The 12,731-nt window shown below is 63.2% G+C and carries 13 protein-coding genes; 9 read left to right on the top strand and 4 right to left on the bottom strand.

What is annotated here, in order from left to right; translation table 11 throughout:
* Nucleotides 1-3: 3 nt before the first annotated feature.
* A complete protein-coding gene (locus tag AC1RRE_RS05835) occupies nt 4-1,266 on the bottom strand; it encodes a DUF2336 domain-containing protein (RefSeq protein ID WP_492980163.1) in 1,263 nt (420 codons plus the stop codon).
* Nucleotides 1,263-2,519, bottom strand: coding sequence for a sensor domain-containing diguanylate cyclase (locus tag AC1RRE_RS05830; protein ID WP_492980161.1), 1,257 nt, complete (start codon nt 2,517-2,519; stop codon nt 1,263-1,265). Before AC1RRE_RS05830 ends, AC1RRE_RS05835 begins: the two co-directional genes overlap by 4 nt.
* 109 nt (nt 2,520-2,628) lie before the next feature.
* Here AC1RRE_RS05830 and AC1RRE_RS05825 point away from each other — a divergent pair, with 109 nt between their 5' ends.
* The 9 genes from AC1RRE_RS05825 to AC1RRE_RS05785 all read left to right on the top strand — a co-directional run bounded on the left by AC1RRE_RS05825 (nt 2,629) and on the right by AC1RRE_RS05785 (nt 10,428).
* Nucleotides 2,629-3,348: a pyrimidine 5'-nucleotidase gene (locus tag AC1RRE_RS05825; protein ID WP_492980160.1), complete on the top strand. Its 720-nt coding sequence runs from the start codon at nt 2,629-2,631 to the stop codon at nt 3,346-3,348.
* A 101-nt stretch (nt 3,349-3,449) separates the two neighbouring features.
* Nucleotides 3,450-4,304, top strand: coding sequence for a 2,3,4,5-tetrahydropyridine-2,6-dicarboxylate N-succinyltransferase (gene dapD / locus AC1RRE_RS05820; RefSeq protein ID WP_492980159.1), 855 nt, complete (start codon nt 3,450-3,452; stop codon nt 4,302-4,304).
* A gap of 58 nt (nt 4,305-4,362) precedes the next feature.
* Complete coding sequence (locus tag AC1RRE_RS05815; RefSeq protein WP_492980158.1) at nt 4,363-4,953, top strand: response regulator; 591 nt, start codon at nt 4,363-4,365, stop codon at nt 4,951-4,953.
* Between the two features lie 276 nt (nt 4,954-5,229).
* Nucleotides 5,230-5,829, top strand: coding sequence for a MarR family winged helix-turn-helix transcriptional regulator (locus AC1RRE_RS05810; protein WP_492980157.1), 600 nt, complete (start codon nt 5,230-5,232; stop codon nt 5,827-5,829).
* A gap of 17 nt (nt 5,830-5,846) precedes the next feature.
* Nucleotides 5,847-7,076: an ABC transporter substrate-binding protein gene (locus AC1RRE_RS05805; protein WP_492980156.1), complete on the top strand. Its 1,230-nt coding sequence runs from the start codon at nt 5,847-5,849 to the stop codon at nt 7,074-7,076.
* A 35-nt stretch (nt 7,077-7,111) separates the two neighbouring features.
* A complete protein-coding gene (locus AC1RRE_RS05800; protein WP_492980155.1) occupies nt 7,112-7,981 on the top strand; it encodes a branched-chain amino acid ABC transporter permease in 870 nt (289 codons plus the stop codon).
* A gap of 13 nt (nt 7,982-7,994) precedes the next feature.
* Complete coding sequence (locus AC1RRE_RS05795; protein ID WP_492980154.1) at nt 7,995-8,996, top strand: branched-chain amino acid ABC transporter permease; 1,002 nt, start codon at nt 7,995-7,997, stop codon at nt 8,994-8,996.
* Nucleotides 8,993-9,724, top strand: coding sequence for an ABC transporter ATP-binding protein (locus tag AC1RRE_RS05790; RefSeq protein WP_492980153.1), 732 nt, complete (start codon nt 8,993-8,995; stop codon nt 9,722-9,724). The genes AC1RRE_RS05795 and AC1RRE_RS05790 overlap by 4 nt, the downstream gene beginning before the upstream one ends.
* The gene (locus AC1RRE_RS05785; protein ID WP_492980152.1) at nt 9,721-10,428 is read left to right on the top strand and encodes an ABC transporter ATP-binding protein; all 708 of its coding nucleotides are present in this window, start codon (nt 9,721-9,723) and stop codon (nt 10,426-10,428) included. The genes AC1RRE_RS05790 and AC1RRE_RS05785 overlap by 4 nt, the downstream gene beginning before the upstream one ends.
* A 55-nt stretch (nt 10,429-10,483) precedes the next feature.
* Here AC1RRE_RS05785 and AC1RRE_RS05780 read toward each other — a convergent pair whose 3' ends face one another.
* Nucleotides 10,484-12,097: a fumarate hydratase gene (locus AC1RRE_RS05780; RefSeq protein WP_492980151.1), complete on the bottom strand. Its 1,614-nt coding sequence runs from the start codon at nt 12,095-12,097 to the stop codon at nt 10,484-10,486.
* A gap of 56 nt (nt 12,098-12,153) precedes the next feature.
* On the bottom strand, nt 12,154-12,675 hold the full coding sequence (locus tag AC1RRE_RS05775; protein WP_492980150.1) for an SspB family protein: 522 nt from the start codon (nt 12,673-12,675) through the stop codon (nt 12,154-12,156).
* Nucleotides 12,676-12,731 lie beyond the last annotated feature (56 nt).

Raw genomic sequence — 12,731 nt, 5'->3', positions numbered from 1 at the left:
GACCTAGAGGCCGAGAATCTTCAGTTGTTCTTCCAGTTCCGCCTGGCTCATCGGATAATCCGTGCCGTTGCGGGCGTTCAGCATCATCCGCGGAGGGACATGGGCAATGTCGCGCTGGATCATCACCGCCGTGCGCATGGAGAATTTCGCGCGCCAGACCAGGGCCGTGATCAGGCGACCATTGCGGGCTTCGATGGCCTTCTGAATCACCGAGAGTGGAATACGGCCATTCTGGATCAGTGATTGGAACACGAAATTACGCTCGTTCCGCTCAATGGCGTCCTGGACCGCATCATTATCGAGCTGCTTGGCCTTGATCAGTTTCTTGACCTTGGTCTCAGCGTCCGACATCGAGGACTGACTCTCCTCTTCTGCCGCTGCCTCATCGTCTTCGGCAGCCTCTTCCTCCAGCTTCACATCGAGGCGCTTCTCCATCACCTCGCGTACGGAAGCCAATGCATCGGCCGGCAGATCCTTGCGACTGGCCAGCAGACTGAGCAGCGAAGAGGCCACAAAGCCGGCGATACGCTTGGCCGCCTTGCCCGGCAGGTTGGGCCGCTGCACCAGCGGCTCGTGCCAGGCCTCCACGCTGGGGGCAGCATCAAGGATCAGGTCGAGCGTCTCTTCCCGAATCTGGGCCGAGTCATTGGCCAGCAACGCCGTGACCGCCGAGACATCGCGTGTCGCGGCAATCACATCCGACACGCCTGCGGACAGCCCGATACGGCGGGCAATCGCCGTTAGCGCACCTGACTGCGCCGAGGAAGCAACGATCTCGCGCAAATCTTCATCGGTGAGCAATGGCGAGAATTGCAATACCGGGGTCGAGACAATCAGCTCGACATCCTGCGCCAGTTGCCGGATTAGACGATGTGGAACATCGGTGGCGGATTTCAGCGCTTCAGACAGCACGGCGCGGATGCGTGCCAGCTCGTCCATTGCCAGCAGCTCCAGCGTCTGGATCGCCAGCTCGCGCGCCTTGCCCGCCTCATCGGCCGGCATGTCGGGCAGCAGGCGGGCCACCTTCTCGGCCAGGCGCTGCCGCACCTCGACCGAGGAATCGCTGGCGAGCAGCAGATGGGCCTGCGCCGGCGTCGCCTCATTCTCGGCGATGGCGCGGCGCACCGACTCCACCTCGTCGTTGGCAAGGTAGTACAGAATCTCGGGCTGGGTGTCGGCGCGCTGCGCCAGCTTCAGTCGTTGGGCCTGATCGCTGGATGCGGCCAGCGCCTTGGCCTTGTCGTATTCGATGCCCTTGCCGCTCACGCCACCACTCCATTCTGGTCCGGCGGCAGCGCAATATGGCTGCGGCCCTTGCCGCCTTTCTTGGCGGTATACATGGCTTCGTCGGCGCGCGCGATCAGCGCTTCGGTTGTTTCCGGACCGTCCAGACGCGAGAAGACCGCACCGATGGAGAAGCCCAGCGGCGTGCCTTCGACGCCGAATTCCTTGTCCAGCTCACGCACAGCTTCATGCAGGCGCGCGGCGATCGGTTCGGCCCGGTCGCGATCCACCTCCTCAAGCCAGAGCAGGAATTCGTCGCCGCCGATGCGCGAGGCCAGATCGACGCCACGCAGCAGCCGCCGGGTAATCTCGGCTACGCCGCGCAAAACATCGTCGCCTGCCTGATGGCCACGCACATCGTTGACCTTCTTGAAGTTATCCAGGTCGAAATAGATCAGTGTGCCGCGCTTGCCGTTATGCAGATGCCGACTCAGGCGCTTGTCCAGTTCGGCCAGGAAGGCACGACGGTTCAGCATACCGGTGAGGCCGTCAGTGCTGGCCAGCTTGTCAAGCTGCTTGTGCGCGCGACGCAGGGCCTCCACGCGTTCGCGCGCCTCGGTCACATCACGCGCCACACCGCGCGTGCCGGTCCACACCCCCTTGGCGTCGCGCACCGGCAGGCAGGCAACCTCAAAGCAGCCAATGCCGCCATCCTTGCGCTGCAGAAACACTTCGGCCGCATCCAGCGCATCCTGCGCCTCGAAGGGCCAGACCGACGGCATCGGTGTGGCAGGCGTGTCTTCGGCCACGAAATCACGCGCGCTGCGGCCCTCCAGATCACGGGCGCTGAAGCCCAGCGCGCCGCGCGGTGAAACGAAGCCGAACTTGCCATCCGCCTTGGTCTCCCAGGCGAAGTCGGTGGAACAGGTGACCAGATCCTTGAACAGCTGGCGCGACTGCATCAGTGCCTGGATCAGGTTACGTTCCAGGGTGGCATCGCGCCCCAGCAGCAACAGACGGCGGACTTTCGCATCGCCAAGCACCATGAGGGTCATCTGCAGCGCCGTGCCACCACGCATACCGGGAATATCGGCGCGATCCTGGCGCGCCTGACCGTCCTTCAGGCAGGCATCGATCAGAGTGGCGAGGCCGGGTAACTGGCCGGCAGCCAGCGCTTCCAGCAAGGCGGCGGCGGATTCGTTGGCCTGCTGCACGCGGCCAGCATGATCGAACAGCACGGCCGGCCCGGGAAACTGCGGTACCAAGATTTCCGGATTCAATCCGGACCCGTCCATCGCTGCACTGCTTCCGCCCACTGCGGCTTCCCTCCCTGCGGGCCACCGTAATGCGGATGGCGGACCGGATACTCGCCATTTTAGCCGGAACCGCCTATGGTGCGAAACTGTGATCTCCTCCGCCGCACACCCCGATTCCACCCCTGTCGCCACCCGGCCGCTCACAGGTTCGTCATTGCGGGGCGCGGCCACTTGGGTCTTCGATCTCGACAACACGCTCTATCCGGCGCAGTGCAACCTGTTCGATCAGGTGTCACGCCGCATGGGTGAGTTCATCGCCCGCACCCTCTCCGTCGATCTGGACGAGGCCCGCCGGCGGCAGAAACAGTTCTTCCATAGCCATGGCACGACTCTGCGCGGCCTGATGGTCGAGCACCGCATTGATCCCGTCACCTTCCTGGATTACGTGCACGACATTGACCTGAGCGTGGTGGCGGCAATGCCGGACCTGGGCGCGGCACTGGACCGCCTGCCGGGCCGCAAGCTGATCTACACCAACGGCACAGTCGCCCATGCCGACCGCATTTTGACGAAACTGGGGATTCGCGACCGCTTCGAGGCGACCTTCGACATTGTCGCGTCCGAGTATCTGCCCAAGCCCGACATCGCCCCCTACCGCGTGATGCTGCAGCGTCACGGCGTCGACCCCGCCAGGGCCGTGATGGTGGAAGACATGGCCCGCAATCTGGTGCCTGCCGCCGCACTGGGAATGACTACGGTGTGGGTGCCGACATCGGAAGTCTGGTCGCAGCCGGCCGGGGATGATCGCAGCCATATCCACCATACCGCACCCGACCTCACCGCCTTCCTGTCCGGCCTGCCGGGCTGACGGCCGGACCGCCCTCCCGGCGGGCCAGCGGGTTGACTCATCGGCCTTGGCGGCTATTGTCTCGCGATCCCACCAGACTGCCATTTTCCCGAGGAATTTCCATGTCCGACGCCGTTCTCGCCAAGCAGCTTCAGCCCGTCATCGACGCCGCCTGGGATGCCCGCGACCAGGTCAACTTCCAGACCAAGGGCGAGGTCCGCGACGCCGTGGATGCCACACTGAATGCGCTCGACGAGGGCAAGCTGCGCGTGGCCGAGAAGATTGACGGCAAGTGGGCCGTGCACCAGTGGGCCAAGAAGGCTGTACTGCTGAGCTTCCGCCTCACCGACAACATGCTGATCTCGGATGCGCCGGGCGGCGCCAACTGGTTCGACAAGGTGCCGTCGAAATTCGCTGGCTGGGATGAACAGCGCTTTCGCGCCGCCGGTTTCCGCGCCGTGCCGGGCGCCGTGGTGCGCCGCGCCGCCTATATCGCGCCGAGCGTGATCCTGATGCCGAGCTTTGTGAATCTCGGCGCCTATGTCGATAGCGGCACCATGGTGGACACCTGGGTCACCGTCGGTTCCTGCGCCCAGATCGGCAAGAATGTGCACCTGTCGGGCGGCGTCGGCATCGGCGGCGTGCTGGAACCGCTGCAGGGCAATCCGGTCATCATCGAAGACAACTGCTTCATTGGTGCGCGGTCGGAAGTGGTGGAAGGTGTCATCGTCGAGGAAGGCGCTGTCCTGTCCATGGGCGTCTATCTCAGCGCGACCACCAAGATCATTGATCGCGCCACGGGCGAAGTTTTCGTCGGCCGCGTGCCGGCCTATTCAGTGGTGGTCTCGGGCAATATCCCGGGCAAGCCGCTGCCCAACGGCCAGCCGGGTCCGTCGCTCTATTGCGCCGTGATCGTCAAGCGCGTCGATGCGCAGACCCGGTCCAAGACGTCCATCAACGATCTTCTCCGCGACTAAAAACCTTTCATTAACGCGACACGGCGAGACTGCAGGCTCGATTATTCCGAGTCAGGCCATGTCAGAGATTCTCGCCAAGCCGCGCCGCATCGATCCCAATGCCTTCCGTCACGCGACCATCCTGGTCGCCGAGGGAGACCGCGCCTTGCGCCGCACCCTGCGCGACGTGCTGCTGGGCATGGGCTTCCCGTCCATCATCCTCGCCGGCACCTCGGCCGAAGCCATGCGCCAGATCGTGGAGCAGCGGCCAAGCGTGGTGCTGCTGGATCACAAGCTGCCCGGCAGCAACAACGGCGACGGCCTGACGCTGACCCGCCGCCTGCGTCGCGACAACGACGATCTGCCGATCATCCTGATGACGCAGTCGCCCGATGCCACACTGGTGGCGGCTGCGCGCGATGCCGGCGTGAATGAAATGGTGATCAAGCCGGTGGCCATGAATGCCTTGGTGCTGCGGCTGATGCATGTACTGAAGTCGCCACGTCCCTTCATCCGCAGTCCGGGCTATCTGGGTCCCGATCGCCGCCGGCTGAGCGAACGTCGTCGCATGGACCGCCGCATGATCGGCCTGCTGGACATGGACCCCGAACGGCGTGAAAGGGTCAGCCGCCGCAGCGCTACCGACCGCCGGCGCAAACCTACACCCTGACTTCCGATCATAAAAAAAGGCCGGTCGAGGCGGGGACATCGAGCCGGCCGGACGCCCGCAACTGGCGCCGAGTCCCTGCAGCCTAGCCATCCGCCATGACTCTGGTGTGACTCTGGCGTGAAGCCGTCGGCTTTGCTGTAATCGACCCGGGCTGCAATCGACCCGGCAGGCAATTTAGTTTGCTTGCATTACTGTCACGCATAGCTACAATCTCGCGCAAATACGAGACTGGCCACGCAGCCGGCTCAAAAAAACGACCGTGGGAGGACTGGCATCGTGGCGACATCCGCTGCGCGTACTGGAGTAAAAAGCGAGCGCCGCGCGGCCCCCGCTCCCCGTATCGATTACGGCAGCCTGCCCCATCATGTCGGCTATCTGCTGCGACTGGCCCAGCTGCGGGTCTGGGAAGATTTTTATGGCCGTCTGGGCGCAACCGGCATTAGCCCGGCGCTGTTCTCGGCCCTCATGCTGGTCGAACGCAATCCCGGCCTGCAGCAAAGCCGCCTGGGTGAAGCACTAGGTGTCGCCCGGTCCGGCGCCATGACCATGGTCGACCGACTGGAGCACCTGGGTCTGGTCGAGCGCCGCGCTGACCCCAATGACCGCCGCGCTTACGGCCTGTTCCTGACTGTACCGGGTGAACGCCAGGTGCAGGACCTGATCGCCCGGGTGAAAGTGCATGACACCCTGATCAATGCCGTGCTGTCGCCGGAGGAGCATCGCACCCTGATGCAGCTCCTGCGCAAGTTCGTCGCCGCGGCGGCGCCAATTGCCGAAGAGAAAGCCGGCGCAATGCTTTCCGATGGCGAAAACGATCCTGTAGCATCGCGTACCAAGCGGGCCGCCCAGGGTGGGCGACGCCCTCATCAATCGTAAAAACGGGAGGAACCACCATGAGCGTCAAAGTCACACGCCGTCAGTTCACGGCCACCGCCGCCGGCGCAGCTCTGCTCGCTGGCACCGCACCCTTCAACATCGGCCGGGCGCAGAGCAGCACCCTGAAGATCGGCTCGATCCATCCGCGTTCGGGCTTCCAGGCCCAGCTCGGCATCGCCTGTCAGCGCGGCATCGACCTGGCGCCGCGCGTGCTCAAGGGCATGGGAATCGACGCCAATGTCGAGATCATGAATGCCGATACTGAGTCGAACGTCGACGTGGCCCGCAGCCGCGCCGAGAAACTGATCAATGACGGTGCCAACGTGCTGATCGGCGCCTTCGACAGTGGTCAATCGGCCGCCATCGCCCAGGTCGCCGAACAGAAAGGCGTGCCCTACATCATCAACGTGGCCGCCGCCCCGCAGATCACCGAGCAGGGCTACAAGTTCGTCTTCCGCAACTTCCCCACCGCGCCGATGCTGGTGGGTGACGGCCTGAATCTGATGAAGGGCGTGTTCGAGAAGAGCGGTATCACACCGAAAACCGCCGTCCTGATGAGCGTCAACGACACCTTTGGCCAGTCGATGCAGGGCGCCATCAAGGCGATGGCTCCGCGCTTTAACCTGCCGTTCCAGATCGTTGACACCATCGCCTACGATCCGCAGGCTAAGGACCTGTCGGTGGAAATCGCCAAGGCCAAGGCGACCGGCGCCGACATGCTGATGCCGGTGACCCGCCTGAACGACGCTATCCTGATGATCCGCGAGATGGTGAAGCAGCGCTGGGAACCGCCAATCGTGATGAGCCCCGGCGCGCCGGGCTTCTACGAGGGCCAGTTCTACAAGACGCTGGGCAAGTTCTCCAATTACCTGCTGACCAACGTGCCCTGGTACAACCCGCGTTCGGGCATCACCCAGAAGCTGCTTGACGAGTTCACCAAGACCTACAAGGGCGAGCTGTTCGAACTGAACGTCGGCTTCTCCTTCGAAGCCGTGATGATCGCCGTCACCGCCTTCAACAACGCCAAGTCGACGGCTGGTGCGGCGCTCGCCGATGCGATCCGCAAGACCAACATCACCGACCACGTGATGGCGGGCGGCCCGCTGCAGTTCGATGCCAAGGGCCAGAACGTCAACATCAAGTCGGTGACGCTGCAGAATCTGGAGCAGCGCCCGAAGGTGGTGCTGCCGCTGGATATCGCGGAAGACAACCTGACTTTGCCGATGCCCAGCTGGACCAAGCGGTAACATGACTCTGACCACGCGCACCTGCCGGAACACCGATGCCTGCTGAGCTTATTTTCAACGTTGCCATCCAGGGCATATTGACCGGACTGGTCTATGGCCTGATGGCGCTCGGCTTGTCGGTGATCTTCGGCGTGGTGCGCGTGGTCAACTTCGCCCATGGCGAGATGATGACGATCGCCTCTTATGCGGCGATCATCGCCTTCGGCACTTGGAATATCGATCCGCTGGTGGCCATGGTGCCCATTGCGGTGATTCTCTTCGCGCTCGGCTATGTCATGCAGGCCGTGCTGATCAATCCCTTCATCAACCGGCCTGAACACAGCCAGTTCATGCTGCTGGCCGCCGTGGCCCTGATCATGGTCAACGGCCTGCTGATGATCTTCGGGCCCGACGCCCGCAACGTGCTGGTCGATTACGCCCTCGACTCCATCGAGCTCGGCCCTCTGTTGATCGACAAAGTCCGCGTGATCACTGCCGTTCTCGCCATGGCGATCACCGCCGGGCTGTTTGCCTTCTTCAAGCTCAGCCGGACCGGCAAGGCGATCCGCGCCTGCGCCGACAATCATATGGGTGCACTGGTCGTCGGCCTGAACGTCAAGCGACTCTATGCGCTGACCTTCGGCCTCGGCTCGGCCTGCGTCGGCGCCGCCGGCGCCATGATGGCGCTGCTCATCGACACCACGCCCAATATCGGGCCGGCCTTCACCCTGCAGGCCTTCGTCATTGTCATCGTCGGCGGCCTGGGTTCGATGCCTGGCGCGCTGCTCGGCGGCCTGCTGATTGGCCTGTCGGAAGCCATGGCCGGGCTGTTCTTCGCGCCATCGGCCAAGAGCATGTTCGGCATCGCCATCCTGATTCTGGTGCTGCTGTTCCGGCCCCAGGGCCTGCTGGGGCGCCGGGCCTAATGGAATACTGGGCATGATTGCAAGACTGACCAACGGCGTGCCGCGGCGCGCCCTCATCCTGCTTGGCCTGCTGCTGACCGTGCTGGTACTGGCGCCGCTATTCATCGGCAGCTACGGCCTCTCGATCCTGATCCTGGTGCTGTATTTCGCCTATACCGGCCAGGCCTGGAACGTGATGATGGGCTTCGCCGGGCAGCTCAGCCTCGGCCATTCGCTCTATGTCGGCCTCTCCGCCTACACGGCTGCCGCACTTTATGTGCATTTCGGCATCGGGCCCTGGGCCGGTGTCTGGGTCGCCATCCTGGTCAGCATGGCCGCTGGCCTGGTGATCGGCTTCCTTGCCTTCCGCTTCGGCATCGGCGGCGTGTACTTCGCCCTGCTGACCATCGCTTTTTCCGAATTCACCCGCGTCGGCTTTGATCATTTCACCTGGGTGAATGGCTCGGGCGGCTTCTTCCTGCCGGTGGCGCAGTACAGCGTCAATGATCCGCTGAACCTGCGCGGCTCACCGGTGATGTTCTATTATATCCTGCTGAGCATCACTGCCCTGGCCTTCGTCTTCTGCCGCTGGCTGCTAACCGGTCGCATCGGCTATTACTGGCTGGCGATCCGCGAAGAGCCCGAAGCGGCCCAGACTCTGGGCATCAACATCTTCCGCTACAAGATGATCGCGGTGGCGATCTCGTCGGGCATGACCGCGCTCAGCGGCGTGTTCTTTGCCTTCTACTACAACAACCTGTTCCCCGAGCAGATCTTCAGCATGAACCGTTCGATCGAACTGATCCTCGGCCCCATTATAGGCGGCGTCGGCTCGCTGTTCGGGCCAATCCTCGGCGCCTTCGTACTGACTGCGCTGGCCGATGGCCTGAACGAGATCATGTCGCATTTCGGTTACGAACTGCCGGGTGTGAAGCTGGTCTTTTACGGCCTCTGCCTCGCCGCAGTGATCATGTGGCTGCCCAACGGCATCTGGCCACCGCTGCGCAAGAAGCTCGGCTTGGGAGAACGGCTATGATCGAGCCGATTCTCCGCGTCGAGGGCATCTCGAAAAGCTTTCGCGGCCTGCGCGCCGTGCATCAGGCATCGCTCACCGTGCCCGAGGGCGGCATCGTCAGCCTGATTGGCCCGAACGGCGCCGGCAAAACCACCTGCTTCAACATGATCGCCGGCGTGTTCGGCCCCGATGAAGGCCGCATCAGCTTTGGCGGCAAGAGCATCGCCGGGCTACGGCCGGACCAAATCTGCCATGCCGGCATCGGCCGCACCTTCCAGATCGTGAAGCCCTTCAAGGACCTGACCGCGCTAGAGAATGTCATGGTCGGCGCGTTGCTGCGCGAAAGCAGCACGACTATCGCCCGCAAGAAGGCAGAAGCCGTGCTCGACCAGCTCGGCATGCTGGACAAGCGCGATCAGCCAGCAGCACAGCTCACCCTCCCTGAGCGCAAGCGCCTGGAAGTGGCCCGCGCATTGGCCACCGACCCCAAGCTGCTGCTGCTGGATGAAGTGATGGCGGGCCTGCGCCCCACCGAGACCGACCAGATGGTCGCCGTCTTCCGCGAACTCAATGCGAAACATGGCATGACCATCCTGCTGATTGAACACGTGATGCGCGCTGTGATGGCGCTGTCGCAGCAGGTGATCGTGCTGCACCATGGCGAGGTGATCTCGCGCGGAAAGCCGGAAGATGTCGTGCGCGATCCGGCCGTGCTGGAATGTTACCTGGGTGAGGAGGCCGTGGCATGAGCCTCACCCTCGACAGACTCGATGTTTTTTATGGCGATGCTCAGGCACTGGATGGTGTGTCGCTCACCGTGCCCAGCGGCAGCATCGTCGCCATCATCGGCGCCAATGGCGCCGGCAAATCGACCCTGATCCGCACCATCGCCGGCATCGAACGGCCGCGCGCCGGCACCATCCGCTACAACGACGCCGAAATCGGCGGCCTGCCCAGTTACAAGGTCTGCAATCTCGGTATCGGCCAAGTGGCCGAGGGCCGTCAGATTTTCCCCTCGCTCAGCGTGATGGAAAACCTGCAAATGGGCGCATTGCTGCCGCGCGCCCGGGGCAAGGAAAAGCCCACACTCGAGGAAGTCTTCAGCCTTTTCCCGCGCCTGGCCGAACGCCGCGACCAGCTGGCCGGCACCATGTCAGGTGGCGAGCAGCAGATGCTGGCCATCGGCCGCTGCCTGATGGGCCAGCCCGAGCTGATCATGTTCGACGAGCCGTCGCTGGGTCTGGCACCGGCCGTGGTGCAGGAGGTTTTCCGCATCATCAAGCTGCTGCATGAGCGCGGCATGACAGTCATCCTGGTCGAGCAGAATGTCGCCGTGTCGCTCAAGCTGGCCGACCACGCCTATGTGCTGGAAAACGGCCGCATTGTCATGCAGGGCAGCGGCGAGCAGCTCTTGCGTGATGACCGGGTGCGGCAGGCCTATCTGGGCCTCTGACCAACAAAAAAAGGCCACCCTGCGGTGGCCTTTTTCATGTCTGCGGTCCGCGCCGTTACTTGATGGTGGCGAAGAAATCGTTGCCCTTGTCATCCACGATGATGAAGGCCGGGAAATTTTCCACCTGGATGCGCCATACGGCCTCCATGCCAAGCTCGGGGTATTCCAGCGTCTCGATATGCTTGATCGAGTTCTTGGCCAGGATCGCGGCCGGGCCGCCGATCGAGCCGAGATAGAAGCCGCCGTATTCCTTGCAGGCATCGGTCACCTGCTTGGACCGGTTGCCCTTGGCCAGACTGATGAAGCCGCCGCCGTTTTTCATCAGCTCGCCTACATATGAGTCCATGCGGCCGGCCGTGGTCGGGCCGAAAGAGCCCGAGGCATAACCTTCCGGCGTCTTGGCGGGGCCGGCGTAATAGATCATGTGGTTTTTCACATAGTCCGGCAGGCCCTCGCCGCGTTCGATACGTTCGGCAAATTTGGCATGCGCCAGATCGCGGGCGACGATCAACGTGCCACTGAGCGACAGACGCGTCTTCACCGGATACTGCGACAGCTGCTTGCGGATCGCGCCCATCGGCTGGTTGAGGTCGACCTTGACCACCTCGGCCGACAGTTTGTCCTCATGCTCGGGCAGATACTGCGCCGGATTGGTTTCCAGCTGCTCGAGGAAGACGCCGTCGCGGGTGATCTTGCCCAGGATCTGGCGGTCGGCCGAGCAGGACACGGCCATGCCGATTGGCACGCTGGCACCGTGGCGCGGCATGCGGATCACGCGCACATCGTGGCAGAAATACTTGCCGCCGAACTGTGCGCCGATACCGTTATTCCGTGTGAGTTCGAGAATCTTCTGCTCGAACTCCACATCACGGAAGGCATGGCCCGACGGGCTGCCCTTGGTCGGCAAGTTGTCAAGATAGCGGGCCGAGGCGAGCTTGGCGGTCTTGAGATTGAGCTCGGCCGAGAGACCGCCGATCACAATGGCCAAGTGATAGGGCGGGCAGGCCGCCGTGCCGAGCGTCTTGATCTGAGTGTCGAGGAATTTCAGCAGCGCATCGCCGCGCAGCACCGCCGGAGTCTGTTGGAACAGGTAGGTCTTGTTGGCCGAACCGCCGCCCTTGGCCATGAACAGGAACTTGTAGGCGTCGCCATCGGTGGCATAGAGCTCGATCTGCGCCGGCAGGTTTGTGCCGGTGTTCTTTTCCTCGAACATCGTCAGCGGCGCCAGCTGCGAGTAGCGCAGGTTGGTCTCGGTATAGGTGCGATAGATACCGCGGCTCAACGCCTCCTCATCCTTGCCCGAGGTCCAGACATACTGGCCCTTCTTGCCGATGACGATGGCGGTGCCGGTATCCTGGCAACTCGGCAGGATCATGCCGGCCGAGATATTGGCATTCTTCAGCAGCTCCAGCGCCACGAAGTGGTCGTTCGGCGAGGCATCCTTGTCGTCCAGGATGGCCTTGAGCTGCGCCAGATGACCAGGACGGAACAGATGCGCGATATCGCGCATCGCGTTGAAGGTCAGATCGCCGAGCGCCTTGTCCGTGACCTGCAGTACTTCACGGTCACCGACCTTGACTACCTTCACCTCATCCGTATCCAGCTTGCGATACGGGGTGGTGGTGTCAGGGCCAAGCGGAAGCAGGTCCTCGTAACGGAACTCGGGCATTGTGGTCTCCGGGGCTTATGCTGGTGGGCCCGCGTGACGGCAGGCCGGACGGGAAATCAGGTCTTCTTCTTGCGGAAGGCGTCGAGCGCCACGACATCACCGGTCTTGCGTTCGGCATCACCTTCGGCCGCCTCGCCATCAACTGCCGGGGCATCGCCATCGGCGAGATTACCCACGGGCAGCACAGTGGCCGCACCGCTGCGCGCCGGCGCATCGGCATTGGGCGCGACGCGGAACTGCAGGCCGAACTGCACGCTGGGATCGGCGAAAGCCGTGAGCGCGGCATAGGCGATAATCAGGCGTTCGGGCACCTTGTTGAAACTGAGCGTCACCTGGAAGGACTCCTCACCCGGCTCCAGACCCCAGTACTGGTGCTGCAGCACGATGGTCATCTCTTCCGGATAGCGCTCATGCAGGTAGTCGGGCAGCTGCACACCAGGGTGGTCGGTGCGGAAGGTGATGTAGAAATGGTGGTTGCCGGGCAGGCCGAATTCGGAGGCGCGCTTGATCGCCTCGCGCACCGCGCCCCGCAGGGCGTTCTCCACCATCTGGTTGTAATCGAGCAGCTTGCCGGCCATGCCTAATCTTCTCGGGAGCTCAATGCGGTCATTACTCTTACGCCCATTTTACGCTT

Source organism: Ferrovibrio sp. GW821-FHT12D07 (genome assembly GCF_058807275.1).
This window is presented reverse-complemented; position numbering and strand designations above follow the sequence as displayed.